The following is a 15,148-nucleotide window of genomic DNA, read 5'->3' on the forward strand; positions in this document are numbered from 1 at the left end:
TCGTCGATGCAGGGTTCCCTTCAGGCGTCGTCAATTTCCTCTCGAACGCGCCGGACGACGCGGCCCGCGTGGTGGAGCGCCTCGTCGCCCACCCGGCCGTCCGCCGCATCAACTTCACCGGGTCGGCCCGCGTGGGCCGCATCATCGCGCAACTGGCCGCCGCGCACCTGAAGCCCGTGCTGCTCCAGTTGTGCGGCGGGAATCCCGTCGTCGTGCTGGACGACGCCGACCTGGACGCGGCCGTGGACGCAGCCGTCTTCAGCGCCTTCTTCAACCATGGCCAGAGTCACATGTCGGTCGACCGGATCATCGTCGATCGCAAGATCGCGATCGCTTTCGTCGAAAAGCTGGCCACGCAGACGACCGCCCTGCTGACCGCCCGCGCGAGCATGCCGCTGGCCGGCAGGGTCGTCCCCGCTGACGACAGCCGCGTGTGCACCATGCCGGACCTGCGCATGCGCCAGGACGAGTCGTCCGGACCCCTCCCCTCCGTGTTGCGCTTCGATACCGACGAGGAAGCGATCCTGCTCGCCAACGACAACGCATACGGCCCGTCGGCGTCGGTGTTCTCGCGCAACGTCGGCCGCGCCATGGCCGTCGCGCGACGCATCGAGTCGGGCACCTGCCATATCAATGGCCCGATCGTGCACGACGAGGCGCAGATGCAGTTCGGCGGCGTCCAGGGCAGCGGCTACGGGCATTTCAACAGCAAGGCGGCCATCGCGGAATTCACGGATTTGCGCTGGATTACCCTGCAGCGTGGGCCGAGCCACCATCCGATCCGGGGTGGCCGGCATGCATGACCAGCGGTGGGGGCACAGGCTCCGTCCCGTACACATCTGCTTCCCCCGAGATCCGGGCGTGGCGCGACGGCGCAGCAGGACGAATAACGGCGCTCAGCCCACCTGTGCGGCAATCCGTGCGGCGCTCTCCGGGTCCGTCGCGCGGATCGCCTCCACGAACACGGCGAGCGACGAGCCGCACGCGAACACCAGCACGTCCCCGCGCGCGCACAGCGACAGGCCCAGGCGGATCGCCTCGCCCACGTCCAGTTCGCGGTGCAGCGTGTCGGATTTGCCGACCACGTCCTCCGCGCCCTGCAAGATCAGGTCGACGGCGCCGCCGTACGAGCGGCCGCGGCTCGACGATTCGTAGACCACCAGCTCGTCGAAGCGGGCGGCGCACACGCGGCCCACGTCCAGCAGGTCGGCATCGCGGCGGTCGCCCGGCGCCGTCACGATGCCCACCAGCTGGCCCGGCAGCAGCGCGCGCGCCATCTCGGCCAGCGCGCCGTACGCCGCCGGGTTGTGCGCATAGTCGACGATGACGGTCACGCCGCGCACGTCGAACACGTTCGTGCGCAGCGGGTTCGTCTTGCCGTCGCTGACGAACGTCGACAGGCCCGTCGCGATCTGCAGGTTCGAAAAGCCGGCCGCCATCAGGGCCGCCGCGGCCGCGAGGCCGTTGGCGATGTTGTAGCGCGCCCGGCCACCGAACGCGATCGGCATCGCTTCCACGCGCAGCAGTTCCTGGTGATAGGTGGCGTCCGCAATGACGATCGCGTTATCCTGGAAGTAGACGGCGCGGCCGCCCTCCTCCAGGTGGCGCAGCAGGACGGGGTCGTCCGCCTCCATGGAAAAATAGACGATCTCGACGTCCGGATGCACGCGGCGCGCCATCGCCACGCACAGCGGGTCCTCGACGTTCAGCACGACGGCGCGGCTGGCGGACAGCGGCACGACGGCCTTCACCTGCGCGAGGTCTTCGACGGTATCGACGCCGTCCAGGCCCAGGTGGTCGGGCGACACGTTCAGCACCATGCCGATGTCGCAGCGGTCGAACGCCAGGCCGCGTTTCAGGATGCCGCCCCGGGCCGTCTCCAGCACGGCGAATTCCACGTCCGGCGACGCGAGGACCGTGCGCGCCGACCAGTAGCCGGTGCAATCGCCCTGCGTGACTTCCTTGCCGGCGATGGTGACGCCGTGCGTGCTCGTCACGCCCACGACCTGGCCCGCGAGGCGCACCGTGTGCGCCATCAGCAGCGTGGTGGTCGTCTTGCCGTTCGTGCCCGTGCACGCGATGATCGGGATGCGGCCGTCGGAATCGCCCATCAGGCTCGCGACGACGGCGTCGCCGGCGTCGCGCGGCATGCCGCCGCTCGGGTACTGGTGCATGCGGATGCCCGGCGCCGCGTTCACTTCGATGACGGCGCCATCCTGGTCGGGCAGCGGCAAGGCGATATCGCGACAGACGATGTCGATGCCGGCCACGTCCAGGCCGATCTTCGCGGCCGCGCGCACGCACAGGCGGCGCGTGGATTCCGGCAGCAGGTCCGTCACGTCTTCCGCCGTGCCGCCCGTGGAGAGGTTGGCATTGCCGCGCAAGTACACCGTCGTGCCGGCCGGCGGCACCACGTCCGGTTCAAAGCCCTGGTGCCGCAGCAGGTCTTCGGCGTGGGCGTCCAGCGCGATCTGCGTGAGGATGTTCGTGTGGCCCGCGCCGCGCGCCGGGTTGCGGTTCTCGAGGTCGACCAGTTCGCGCACGGTGTGTTCGCCGTCGCCGACGACATGGGCAGGTCGCCGCAGCGACGCCGCCGCCACCTTGCCGCCGGCGACGAGCACGCGGTAGTCCGAACCCTCGATGTAACGCTCGACGATGATGCGCCGGCCGTATTTGCGCGCATACGCGTAGGCCTGCTCGACTTCCCCGTTCGTACGGCAGGCCACCGTCACGCCCTTGCCCTGGTTGGCGTCCACAGGCTTCACTGTCACCGGCGCGGCGAGCTTCTGGGCCACGCGCAGCGCGTCCTCGACGGTCGTCACGGCCTCGCCTTGCGGCACGGGCACGCCCGCCTCGCGCAGCAGCTGCCTGGTCAGCTGCTTGTCGCTGGCGATGCGCACGGCGATGGTGCTCGTGTCGTCCGTGATCGTTGCCTGGATACGCTTCTGCCTGACGCCCCAGCCCAGCTGGAACAGATTGCCGTCTTCGGTGATGCGCTGGACCGGGATGCCCCGCTCCTGCGCGGCGGCCAGCATGGCGGCCGTGCTCGTGCCGATGGCGTACTGCTCGGCCAGGGCGTGCAGCTYGGCCAGTCGCGGCGCCAGGTCGAACGGGCGACCGTGGGCGAGCGCGTCGACGAGGTCCACCGCCAGCGCGAACGCGGGCTGCGCGACCTTTTCCAGCTGGTAGGCACAGACGATGCGGTACTCGCCCGGCTTGCCCGTCACGGGACGCGTGCGTCCGAACGCGACCGGCGCACCGGCCAGGCATTGCAGGCCGAGCGTGACGTGTTCGATCACGCGCGGGAGATACGTCCCTTCGCGCAGGCGCTGGGCGAAGCCGCCCGGCTGGCCCGTCGGCACGAGGTACTCGGCCAGCGACGGCAGCAGTTCCAGCAGCGCCTCGTTGAACTGCGGGAGATCGCGGGTGGATACGCCGTACAGGTCGTCCAGGTCCAGCACGGACAGCAGGCAGGGGGTGGCGGCGTGGATGTTCGGTCCACGCAGGAAGCGTTGTTCGAGTATGTGCACGGTGTCCTCGTTGCGCGGTCCTGGTCGCTCAGGCGTCGAGCAGGCGCGAATACATGCGTGTGGCCATCAGGCCGGGTGCCGTATGATGCAGCGACGGCGACATCAGCTGCGCCAGCATGGCCATCGCCTCCGGCTTGCCGCTGGCCGCCGCCACGCGCTCTTCCAGCTGGTGCAGTTCCGTGTCGCCGCCGGCACCCGCGGTGCGGCGCCGGATCAGGCCCCGTTCCGGATAGCCGCCGCGCTGTGCGTGCTGCGTCAGGCTCTCCATCGAGCGCTGGCGCGCGCGGTGGCTCAGCACGCGGCTCGTGCGCGCCGCGGCGCCGGCATCGCGCGGGGTCGCGATCCAGTCGCGCAAGACCTGCTGTTCGTAGCTGGAGAATACGCCGAACATCTCGGCGCGCTCGCCCTGGATCAGGCGCCAGAAGCGGCTATGCTCGACCTCTTCGCCACGCTGGATCCAGCCCGCATCTTCCAGCGCCTTCAGGAACGCCGGAATCTGCGCCGGATCGGCGAGCCAGTCGTTGACGGAGCGGCCGGCCACGCGGCAGTAATCCGAGTGCATGTTGCGGCCGATGGCGGCCTTCGCCGTGAAGATGTCGACCAGTTCCGCCTCCAGGTCGAACGCGCCGATGACGGACGTCGTGCAGGCGCCCAGTTCGTTCAACCGGTAGCCGTCCAGCACGCGCCCGAAGAATGCGGCCGGGTCGGCCGACTGCGCCATCAGGTGGCGCAGCGCCTGCACGGCCTTGTGCGCGTGGCCGCTGCCGGCATTGTCCACGGTGACGTGCAAGGTGAAGTAATACGGGTCGATGCCCAGCTCGTTCAATTCGTACGACGTGACCAGGAGGTGCAGCGGCAGCTGTTCGTAGCCCAGGTTGTAGCCGACGACCTCCGGCAGGAATTGGTCCGCGTGGTAGGCGAGCACCAGCTGGATCGCGCCCTGCACGAAGTGCTCGTCCGGCAGCGCCTCCCAGTGCCCGCAGCCGTGCGCCGCGAGCAGGCGGCGGTACAGGGTGACGTGGTTCTTGTCCGGCACGCCGTCGCCCAGCTCTTCGAGATAGGTCTTGATCAGCGGGTGGAAATCGGGCTTGTCCCAGCGCGGCAGCATGCCGTACAGCCAGGCGCCGTCGACGAGCTTCGTCGGCGCCACGCCCGTCAGGAAATACAGCGCATGCGCCTTGTTCGTGAAATAGCGGCGCGGCGCGCCGTTCTTGCGGGCCGCGAGGTATTCGCGGTAGGCGATGCCGACCGTCTCGGCACGGCTCTCGATCCAGCCCTGCAGCTGCCACGCGGCTTCCGGCAGGTCGGCCGGTTCGGCGCGGGCTTCTTCGACGCGCGCGCGCAGGAAGGCGCCTGCCGCATCGAAGGCTCCGGCCGAATTGTCCAGCAATGCGAAATACAGGTCCCTGGCGGACGGGGCCTGGACCGGGCGGGCCGCGCGTGGCGCGGCGCGCGCCGGGATGTCGACGACAAAAGTGGGGGTCATATCGATTCTTCTGGTAAATGCTCTTCCAGAATTATCCGGACCCGGCCCTGATGACGTAATCGGTACGCTTCCCTCCGGCGTGTCGGACAGGGATTACAAAAACTATATCGTTTCTACGGAATCAACAACGACGAACGGCGCCGCAGCGCCGTTCGGGGGACGCGGACGGCGCGCGCCGTCCGTGCATGGCATTACGGCCGCGTCGCGTCCGAACGGGGCGCGCCCGCCGGGGTGACATGGTTCAGCGCGGAGCGCGAACGGGCATAGCCGAAGTACACGATGAGACCCAGCACCAGCCAGATGCCGAAGGCCATCCAGGTGATCGCGGACAGGAACGACATCAGCGCCAGGCAGAACACGACGGCGATCGCGGGCACGACGGGGACGCCCGGGCAACGGAACGCGCGCTTCAGGTCCGGACGCCTCTTGCGCAGCACGATGACGGCGACCGAGACGAGGCAGAATGCGGCGAGCGTACCGATGTTGACCAGTTCGGCCAGCACATTCAGCGGCACGAACGCGGCGATGAAGCCGAACAGGATGCCGACCATCCAGGTGGCGAAGAACGGCGTGCCGAATTTCGGGTGCACGGTCGACAGCTTCGCCGGCAGCAGGCCGTCGCGCGACATGGCGAAGATGATGCGGGTCTGGCCATAGGCCATCACGAGGATCACCGTGGTCATGCCGAGGATGGCGCCCAGGTCGATCCAGCCGGAGAACCAGTTTTCGCCGGCATGCTGCAGCGCCAGCGAGACGGGGTGGTCGATATTCCCCTCGAACATTTTAAACGGCACGATGCCGGTCATGATGGCGGATACGATCACGTACAGGATCGTGCAGATGGTCAGCGAGCCGATGATGCCGATCGGGAGGTCGCGTTCCGGGCGCTTGACTTCCTCGGCGGCCGACGTGACGGCATCGAAGCCGATGAACGCGAAGAACACGACGGCGGCGGCGCTCATGATGCCCGAACCGCCGAACGGCGCGAACGGGTGCCAGTTGGCCGGCGTCACGTGCTTGACGCCGACGAAGATGAACAGCAGGACGACGGTGATCTTGATCACGACCATGACGTTGTTGACGCGGGCGGATTCGCGCACGCCCCACGACAGCATCGCCGTCAGCACCAGCATGATGCACATTGCGGGCAGGTTCATGATCGTATGTACACCCGGCAGCGCGCCCGGCGCGGCGGACAGCGCCTGCGGGATGACGATGCCGAAGCCTTTCAACAGCGACTGGAAATAGCCGGACCAGCCGACGGACACCGCCGACGTCGCCAGCCCGTATTCGAGCAGCAGGTCCCAGCCGATCATCCAGGCCACGAGTTCGCCCAGGACGGCATAGCTGTAGGTATAGATCGAACCGGCGACCGGCACGGTGGACGCGAATTCCGCATAACACATGGCCGCGAAGCCGCATGCGATGGCGGCGACGATGAACGACACGGTCAGCGCCGGACCGGCCGTCAGGGCGCCGGTACCGGTCAGCACGAAGATACCGGTGCCGACGATCGCCCCGATGCCCATGAGGATGAGGTCGGTTGGCCCCAGCACTTTCTTCAGCCCGCCCGTGGTACGGGAGACTGCGACCATGTTGTCGAGATTCTTGGTTCTGAAAAGACTCACTGCTTTCTCCAATCGATAGTAGATAGATCCCGGTCCCTGATTGTCGTGCGCGCGGCGGGCAGGGGTGTCCTGCTCATGCATACGCCGAAGGGGGTCTCCTCCTGGGGCTCGGGCCTGCCAGGCTGCCTGACACGCGACATGGTGCACGTCAGACGCTTAGCGGCGTGCCATTATCTCCATTCTGTTATCCAGAATCAAAGAAAATACGCCGATTCGCGGCCGGCAGGTTGGGAATCCACGAAAAATGTCACTCAGCGCAGCGTACAGATCAACAATTCCGGATCCGCGTTCCAGCGCAACGGGATGCCGGAACAGCCGACGCCGCAGCTGACGAGCAGCGGGCCGTTGTCGGGAAGGTCGTAGCGGCCGTAGCTGTATTGGCGCGACGACGGGCCGCTGGGCTTGAACAGCGGCACACCGTCCGGTCGCGCGATCTGGCCGCCGTGCGTATGGCCGGCAAAGCCGACGTCGAAGCGCTCGTCCTGCAGATGAAACAGCCCGCCGGGCGAATGCGTCAGGTAGATCCGCACGTCGCCGGCGCCGGCGAACGTCGCGCTGGCCGATGGCGCCCCGGTCCACGGATCATCGATACCGCAGACGCTGACGTTGCCAAACGGTGCCGGCAGCGCCACGCTACGGTTGACGAGCACCTCCACGCCGCCCGCGCGCAGCGCGTCTTCGATGATATCGCGACCATTCCAGGTATCGTGGTTGCCCACGACGGCGTACGTTCCCAGCGGCGCCCGCGCGCCCGTGAAAAAGTCCGCCAGCGCGGACACGTTCTCCGCATCGAAGCACACATAGTCGCCACCCAGCAGCAGCACGTCGGGGCGCTCGGCGCGAATCGCCGCCAGCAGGTCGTCGAACACGGCGGGATGCGTCGTCGGCCCCGCGTGGAAGTCGGACGCGAAGCCGATCCGCAGCGGCTGCGCCAGGCGCCGGTCCGGGCCCAGGTCCACGTCCGCACGGGTCACGCGCACCCGTCCCAGGCCGCCGAGCCGGTAGCTGATCCCCGCCAGCCGGCCCTTCAGCAGGGCAGCGTTCAGGACGCGTTCGAAGGCGTTGCGGAGAGGTTGCTGGAGCTTGTGCCGGGACATGGAACGCCGAATGATGAAGAAATATTGCAAACTTCGCACTGTACACCAACGGCGCCACCCATGCCGCATGATCGTTCTTCCCGGCGCTGGTGCAATCGTGCAGGCCACGGTAACATTGCCGCTTCGCCCAGGACCGCCCATGCTGACACCCGACCAGTTCCTCGCCTTCCTCGCCGCCGCCATGCTCCTCACCCTGTCGCCGGGGCCGGACAACATGATGGTCCTGAGCGTAGGCGTCTCGAAAGGCCGGACGCGCGGCGTCGCGTTCGGACTGGGCTGCGCGTTCGGCTGCATCAGCCACACGCTGCTGGCCGTCGTCGGCGTCAGCGCCCTGATCGCCGCATCGCCGCTCGCGTTCACCACGCTGAAGGTGTGCGGCGGGCTGTACCTCGCCTGGATGGGCTGGCATGCGATCCGCAGCCGCGGCGGCGCCCGCATAGCCACGACTCACGCCGCGGCCGACCCCGCGCGCAAGCTGTTCGTCAAAGGACTCGTCGCCAACGCCATCAATCCGAAGGTCGCCCTGTTCTTCCTGTCGTTCCYGCCGCAATTCGTCGTGGCGCAGCGCGGCGACGCCAACCTGCAGACGGCGCTGCTGGGTCTCACGTTCACCTTGCAGGCCGTCGTCCTGTTCGGCCTGCTCGGCTTCTTTTCCGGCGCCATCGGCCAGTGGCTGGCGCGCCGTCCGAAGGCGGGCCAATGGCTCGACCGCGTCGCCGGCACGATCTTCATCGCGCTCGGCCTGCGCCTGATCGTCGCGCGCTGATCCTAATAACGTAAAGCACATATCCAACGGCAAATATCTTCGTTCACGCGGGGCCGTCCGTTTGCAATACTGGCCTCATTACTGAACAGGATACCGATCATGCCGTTGGCACTGCACCCAGTCCCCCATCCATCGACCAGCCCGGCCCACCCGGCCGCCGCTGACTTCGACCCGATCGCCGCCGCCACCGACCTGGCCGCGCGGCTCCACGCCACCGCCGTCGAACGCGACCGCCTGGGCGGCCACCCGGCGCGCGAGCGCGAACTGACCCGTGCCAGCGGCCTGCTGGCGTTGTCCGTGCCGCGCGAGCACGGCGGCGACGGCGCCGACTGGCAGACGATCGGAAACGTCGTGCGCATCGTCGCGCGTGCCGACAGCGCCCTCGCCCACCTGCTCGGCTTCCATCACCTGCAGGTCGCAGGGATCGGCCTGGCAGGCAGCGCGCAACAGCAGCGCCGGCTGTACACGGAGACCATCGAACGCGACGTCTTCTGGGGCAATGCGCTGAATGCCCTCGACCGCCGCCTCGTCGCCACGCCGACCGCGCGCGGGTATGTGCTCGACGGTGCCAAGAGCTTCGCGTCCGGTGCCCGCGGCGCCGACTGGCTCACGGTGTGCGCCTGGGATCCGCTCGCGCACGCGTCGCTGACCGCCGTCGTGCCGGTGCGCCAGGCCGGCATCGCCGTGCAGGACGACTGGGACGCGTTCGGCCAGCGCCAGACGGACAGCGGCACCGTGACGTTCGCCGGCGTGCAGCTGGCGCAGGACGACGTGCTCCAGCCGGCCGGCCGCATACCGACGCCACAGGCGCAGCTGCGCCCGCTGGTGGCGCAACTGGCGCTGTCGAATGTCCTGCTGGGCCTGGCCGAGGGGGCGCTCGAGGCGGCGCGCGGCTACCTGCGCGGGGAAGCGCGGCCGTGGTTCGCGTCCAGCCCGGAAGTGGCGTCGGCGACGGACGATCCATACGTCCAGCATCGCTTCGGCAACTTCCACCTGCTCGTCCGTCCCGCCCAGGCACTGGCCGACGCGGCCGCGACGGAGCTCGACTGGGCGCTCGCGCGCGGTGCCCACCTGACGGCACGCGAACGGGGCGAAGTCGCCGTGACCATCACCGGTGCGAAGCTGCTGGCGCACCGTGCCGCCATCGAGATCGGCAACCAGATGTTCGAGCTGACGGGCGCACGGTCCACGTCCAGCCGGCACGGCCTCGACCGGTTCTGGCGCAACGCCCGCGTGCACACGCTGCACGACCCGGTCGACTACAAGCTGCGCGACCTCGGCCGCCACGCGCTCGACGGCACGCTGCCGGAACCGACCGCGTATTCGTGACCGGGTGCCGCCATGGCCGACCCGCTGATCCGCATCGAGCAGGTGACGACCAGCGTCGTCGCCGGCGGCACGCGGCGCCAGGTCCTGCGCGCCGCCACGCTGCACGTCGCGCGCGGTGACGTGTGCGGGATCGTCGGCGCGAGCGGCGCGGGCAAGTCCACGCTGCTGCGCACGATCAACCTGCTGGACGTCCCCGACAGCGGCGCCGTCGTCGTCGCCGGCCGCGACCTCGCGCGACTGGCGCGGCGCGACCTGCGCGCGGCCAGGCGGGAGATCGGCATGGTGTTCCAGCAGCCGAACCTGCTCACGAACCTGAACGTGTACGACAACGTGGCCCTACCGCTGCGCCTGCACGGCATCTTGAACCCGCCGCGCCTGCGCCGGCGCGTGCTCGACTGCCTCGACCTGGTCGGGATGGGCGCATACGCCGGTACGTATCCGTCCGGCCTGTCCGGCGGCCAGCAACAGCGCGTGGCCATCGCGCGCGCCCTTGCCAGCCAGCCCGCGATCGTGCTGTGCGATGCGCCGACGTCCGCGCTCGACGCCACGACGGCACGCGCCCTGTTCGAGCTGCTGCGCGCCGTGAACGCGGATGCGGGCGTCACCATCGTCATCGCCAGCCACGACCTGCCGGCGCTGGCCGCGCTGTGCAACCGCGTGGCCGTCCTCGCCGACGGCACCATCGCGGAGACCTTCGATCCGRCCGACACGACGGCCCCGCGCGCCACGGCACTCGGCCGTGAACTGGCGTTCTACGGGACCGAGGCCGGCGTGCTGTTCCACCAGGGAGTCCTCCATGCCTGACGGTTTCGTCGATCTGTTGCCCGAACTGGGCAACGCCCTTGGCCAGACGCTGATCATGCTCGCCATCGGCGTCGCCGCCGCCCTCATGTTCGGCGGTCCGCTCGGCATCCTGCTGTTCCTGGCCGGGACCGAACCGGCGCCGGCACCGCGACCGCTGGCGCGACTGCTCGGCTGGACCGTCAACACGATCCGCACGTTCCCGTTCGCGGTCCTGCTGGTCGCCCTGCTGCCCGTCACGCGCCTCGTCGCCGGCACGTCGATCGGGCCGCTGGCCGCGGCCCTGCCGCTCTCGATCGCGAGCGTGCCCTGGTTCGCGCGCCGCGTCGAACAGGCGCTGCGCGACGTGCCGCGCGGCGTCGTCGAGGCGGGACGGGCGATGGGAGCTTCCCGGCTGCAGGTCGTGCTGCACGTGCTGCTCGTGGAAGCGCGGCCCGGCCTCGTGGTCGCGCTGACCGCCCTCTTCGTCATCGTCCTGTCGTACACCGCGGTGGCCGGCATCGTGGACGGCGGCGGCATCGGCGAATTCGTGCTGCGCTACGGCTACGAACGCTTCGATGCCGACATCATGGTGTTCACGGTCGCCCTTCTCGCCGCACTCGTGCAGGTGATCCAGCTGACGGGCACCCGCTGGGCGCGCCGCGTGGACAAGGGTTGAGCGCTCACTGTGCCGGCCAAAGATAATATTTCCTCTACTAAATTTGATTGTCGGCCACCTTTTTTGCTACATTGGCGGTTTTACTCGACGGGATGACCACCCATCCCACCCGGCCGGCCGCGAATGCGCGATTCCACACTGTTCAAGCACCTGACTTCCAGCTCGATCGTCGCCGCCTGCTGCGTACTCGGTCTGCTGTATTTCGGGCGCGACGTCCTCGAACCGCTCGCACTGGCGGTCATCCTCAGCCTCGTCATCGCCCCGCTGATCCGGTCGCTGCGCCGCATCGGCCTCGGCCAGCTGCCGGCGACGATGCTGTCCGTGCTGCTGGTCGGCACCTGTGTCGTCGGTCTCGGCATCGTCCTCGCGTTCCAGCTCGTGGCCGTCACGGGAGACCTGCCGAAATACCGGGCCGCGATCCGCACCAAGGTCGCGGCCGTGCGCGAACTGACGGAGCGGCCGTTCGCCCGCATCGAAGCCGAGATCAGCGCCGTGCAGCCGCAGGAACGGGGTACGATCAGCGGCCGGCGCGGCATCAACACGGTGAGCGTCAGCCCCACGCAGCCGCTCCCCGTCGAGATCCGCCAGCCGCGCCTGACGACGCGCGATTCGCTGGCGCGCCTGTTCGCGATGGCCTGGGGACCGCTCGGCGAAGCCGGCCTCGTGCTCGTGCTGCTCGTCTTCATCTCGCTCGAACACGAATCGCTGCGCGACCGCCTGATCCGGCTCGCGGGCCAGACCGAGATCAACCGCACGATCCGCACCCTGGGCGACGCGGCCCAGGGCGTGTCGCGCTTCTTCCTCTCGCAATTCATCGTCAACCTGACGTTCGGCACGCTGATCGGCCTGCTGCTATGGCTGGCCGGCGTGCCGCATGCGGGCCTGTGGGGCGCGTTGTCCGGCATGCTGCGCTTCGTCCCCTACCTCGGCGTGATGGTGGCCGGCGCCGTCATCGCCGTGTTCGTCGCCGCCATCGACCCGGGCTGGCAACTGGCCCTGTCGTGCATCGCGCTGTTCGGCGCGCTCGAACTGTTCGTCGCCAACGTCGTCGAACCCAAGGTGTACGGACACAGTTCCGGCCTGTCGCCGCTGGCCGTCATCATCTCGGCCGTGTTCTGGGGCGCGATGTGGGGGCCCGTCGGGCTGCTGCTGTCGACGCCGCTGACCCTGTGCTTCGTCGTGGCCGGCCGCCACGTGCGCGGCCTGGAGCCGGTGACGATCCTCCTGGGTGACGCGCCCAACGTGTCGGGCGCCCAGCGCCTGTACCAGCGCCTGCTGACGGCCGACAGCGACACGATCGTGCGCGACGCCCTCGCCTACCTGCGCCGCGCCAGCTTCGCCCGCTACTGCGACAAGGTGCTGCTGCCGGGCCTGGCGCTGGCGGGCGCCGACGTGCGCGCCGGCCGCATCGACGCCAGCCAGGTGGAAACGATGCGCGCCGCGATGGGCCGCGTGGCCGCCCTGCTCAATCCCGACGGCCGCACGCCCGCGCGCACGCGGCGCCGGCGCGACGTCTCGCTGCTCGACGCCAACCTCGGCGCCTATCTGCGCCAGATGCGCGAGACGCGCCAGGGCCGCTGGCAGGGTTCGCTCGACGTGCCGGCGCACTCCGTCGTGCTGTGCGCCGCGGTGACCGCGGAACGCGACGAGCTGCTCAGCGAACTGCTCGTCTCGGCGCTGCGCGAGGGCGCCGTCGACGCGCGCAGCACGCTGCTGGGCACGGCCGACCGCCCGGGTCCGGAAAAGGCCGAACTGATTTCCACCGTGATCCTGCCTTACCCGCCGGACGACCGGCTGGGCGACTGGCTCAACGCGGCAACGGAATTGCGCACCCACCTGCCGGACGCGCTGCTGGCCACGATCAGGTTGCCGTTCGACCAGTCGACCGTGCCCCAGCCCACCGTCGAGGAACACGTCGACATCGTGCTGCGTTCGTTCGAAGAGGCGCTCGCGTTCGTGACGCCGGAGCGGACGGCGCGAGGGTAATTATCCCCTGGACCATTTGTTCAATATATGCTATACAATTTCCGCACCGCAATTTAATATTTACGAAGTCGCGCGTGTATTGTTCAATTGATAAAGGAATACAAATGGTCCAAAACAAGAAACTCGGCGCCGGCCTGGCGTTGGTCGCTGGTCTGATGGGTCTGGCAGTGAGCGGCACGGCTTCGGCACTGCCCGAAGTGGTCGTCGGCTCGCACATTGCCAGCGTGGCTGTGCAACCCCAGGTGGAGGCGGATGATTCTGCCCAAGTGACGGATGATGCGGCAGGTGATGCCGTCGCGACGGACGACGACGCGGACGGTTCTGCCAACTGATCTGATCTCGTAAAGGAACACAAATGGTTCAAAACAGGAAATTCGGCGCCGCTCTGGCGCTGATCGGTACCATGGTCGCGATGGGTGTATGCGGAACCGCTTCGGCGCTGCCGGAAATGGAAGTCGGTACGTTGCCTCCGATTGCGGCCCCCGCGCCGGTAGACACCCTCGACACTGCCACTGCCGACGATATTATCTCCGCACCCGAGGACGTGGATTCGGAAGATACCGCGTCCTGATTCCCCACAATCCGCCGCGTCGGCAAAACAGTCTGGTTCGTACCCTGGACGGCTCGGCGCGCCCCCGACGACGCTTTACTGGTGTCGCGCATGGGTCAGACAATCTCGCGCAGGCGCCGTACCTCCCGCCGCAGTGATTCGGTCGGTGTCCTGAGCACTTCCGCGCAAGACGCCACATCCCCGCCACAAGCAGTCAACGCGCGTTCGATCTCGTCAGCAGGAATCCGCTCGGCCCAGCGAATCTGCCCATGCGCGTCGAGCAGCTTGTACATGGTCGGGCGCGAGATACCGAGCGAGCGCGCCGCCGCCTGGATGTTCCAGCCGTTGTCGGCCATCGCCCGCAAAATCTCCGCATCGTCGAGCTCGGACGGCTTGCGGCGCGGCGGCGCTGGCGGCGACGCGACAGGTGCGGCCGGTGCACCGGTCGCCGCACCCGCCACCAGCCGCGCCGCGCTCCCTGACGGCGCCGGCGTCAACCGCACCAGCTGCTCGAGCTGCGGCGCCCCACCATGCTGGACCAGCAGCGCGGCCCGCCGCAAGGCGTGGCCAAGCTGGCGGATATTCCCCGGCCAGTCGTAGCAGGCGATTTCCACCACCAGTTCCAGCGGCAGCGCCGGCGGCGCGCCGTGTGCCCGCAGCAGGTGCAYGATCAGTACGCCGATGTCCTCGCGCCGCGCGCGCAGCGGCGGCAGCTGGATCGCGAACCCTTCCAGCCGCCGCAGCAGGGCCTGGTTGAACGCGGCCGTGTCGAGGTCCTGGTCCGTCGCCGCGATCAGGCGCGCGCTCGTCCGCCGGTCCTGGCTCGCACCGAGCGGACGGTAATCCCCGCCTTCCAGCACGCGCAGCAGCATCGGCTGCACGCAGGCCGGCGCATTGCCGATCTCGTCGAGGAACAGGGTGGCGCCGTCCGCCTCCGCGAACAAGCCCTTGCGTTCCTGCGCGCCCGTGTACGCGCCGCGTGCGGCGCCGAACAGCTCGGCGGCGGCCAGCGATTCGTTCAGCGCGGCCATGTTCACGGCCACCAGCCGCGACTGCGCGCGCTGGCCCAACGCGTGGATGGCGCGCGCGGCGATTTCCTTGCCCGTACCGGTCTCGCCCAACAGCAGCACGGGGATGTCCGTCGGCGCCACCATGCGGATCTGGTCGCGCAGCCCGATCGCGGCCGCGCCCACGCCGACGAGTCCCGGCACCGGATTGTCCTTGGGCAGGCAGGTCATCCAGTGCAGGCACAGCACGACGGCGCGCCCCAGGGTCAGCACCTGCCCCTGCGCGACCTCGGCCGCATCGAGACGCACC

The 15,148-nt window shown here is 68.8% G+C and carries 13 protein-coding genes; 8 read left to right on the forward strand and 5 right to left on the reverse strand.

All coding sequences use genetic code 11. From position 1 onward, the window contains the following. Positions 1-803 (forward strand): aldehyde dehydrogenase family protein (locus AC1DYX_RS17445; RefSeq protein WP_477261031.1); only part of this gene is annotated, 803 nt, incomplete at its 5' end. A gap of 93 nt (positions 804-896) precedes the next feature. Here the strand turns inward: AC1DYX_RS17445 and cphA are convergent. From cphA to AC1DYX_RS17465, 4 genes are all read right to left on the reverse strand, one after another. Then, the gene (cphA, locus tag AC1DYX_RS17450; protein ID WP_477261033.1) at positions 897-3,530 is read right to left on the reverse strand and encodes a cyanophycin synthetase; all 2,634 of its coding nucleotides are present in this window, start codon (positions 3,528-3,530) and stop codon (positions 897-899) included. Positions 3,531-3,558: 28 nt separating this feature from the next. After that, positions 3,559-5,016, reverse strand: coding sequence for an iron-containing redox enzyme family protein (locus tag AC1DYX_RS17455; RefSeq protein ID WP_477261035.1), 1,458 nt, complete (start codon positions 5,014-5,016; stop codon positions 3,559-3,561). A gap of 191 nt (positions 5,017-5,207) precedes the next feature. Further along, complete coding sequence (locus AC1DYX_RS17460; RefSeq protein WP_477261037.1) at positions 5,208-6,644, reverse strand: amino acid permease; 1,437 nt, start codon at positions 6,642-6,644, stop codon at positions 5,208-5,210. A gap of 251 nt (positions 6,645-6,895) precedes the next feature. Continuing rightward, entirely contained in the window at positions 6,896-7,741 is an 846-nt protein-coding gene (locus AC1DYX_RS17465; protein WP_477261039.1) for a metallophosphoesterase, read from the reverse strand. A gap of 139 nt (positions 7,742-7,880) precedes the next feature. On the opposite strand from AC1DYX_RS17465, the gene AC1DYX_RS17470 reads away from it, so the two are divergent. From AC1DYX_RS17470 to AC1DYX_RS17500, 7 genes are all read left to right on the forward strand, one after another. After that, complete coding sequence (locus tag AC1DYX_RS17470; protein ID WP_477261041.1) at positions 7,881-8,507, forward strand: LysE family translocator; 627 nt, start codon at positions 7,881-7,883, stop codon at positions 8,505-8,507. A gap of 99 nt (positions 8,508-8,606) precedes the next feature. Further along, positions 8,607-9,836 carry an acyl-CoA dehydrogenase family protein gene (locus AC1DYX_RS17475; protein WP_477261043.1) on the forward strand — a complete coding sequence of 410 codons (1,230 nt, stop codon included), beginning with the start codon at positions 8,607-8,609 and terminating at the stop codon, positions 9,834-9,836. A gap of 12 nt (positions 9,837-9,848) precedes the next feature. Continuing rightward, positions 9,849-10,640, forward strand: a complete 792-nt coding sequence (locus AC1DYX_RS17480; protein ID WP_477261045.1) for an ATP-binding cassette domain-containing protein — start codon at positions 9,849-9,851, stop codon at positions 10,638-10,640. Further along, positions 10,633-11,295, forward strand: a complete 663-nt coding sequence (locus AC1DYX_RS17485; protein WP_477261047.1) for a methionine ABC transporter permease — start codon at positions 10,633-10,635, stop codon at positions 11,293-11,295. Before AC1DYX_RS17480 ends, AC1DYX_RS17485 begins: the two co-directional genes overlap by 8 nt. A 123-nt stretch (positions 11,296-11,418) precedes the next feature. Continuing rightward, the gene (locus tag AC1DYX_RS17490) at positions 11,419-13,281 is read left to right on the forward strand and encodes an AI-2E family transporter (RefSeq protein WP_477261049.1); all 1,863 of its coding nucleotides are present in this window, start codon (positions 11,419-11,421) and stop codon (positions 13,279-13,281) included. 104 nt (positions 13,282-13,385) lie between these two features. Next, a complete protein-coding gene (locus AC1DYX_RS17495; protein WP_477261051.1) occupies positions 13,386-13,613 on the forward strand; it encodes a hypothetical protein in 228 nt (75 codons plus the stop codon). A gap of 23 nt (positions 13,614-13,636) precedes the next feature. Next, positions 13,637-13,852 (forward strand): hypothetical protein, encoded by a 216-nt coding sequence (locus AC1DYX_RS17500; RefSeq protein ID WP_477261053.1) that lies wholly within the window; start codon positions 13,637-13,639, stop codon positions 13,850-13,852. A 95-nt stretch (positions 13,853-13,947) separates the two neighbouring features. Here the strand turns inward: AC1DYX_RS17500 and AC1DYX_RS17505 are convergent. Beyond that, on the reverse strand, positions 13,948-15,148 hold a 1,201-nt coding region (locus AC1DYX_RS17505), incomplete at its 5' end, for a sigma 54-interacting transcriptional regulator (protein WP_477261055.1).

It is taken from the genome of Massilia sp. P2_C2, assembly GCF_056404615.1.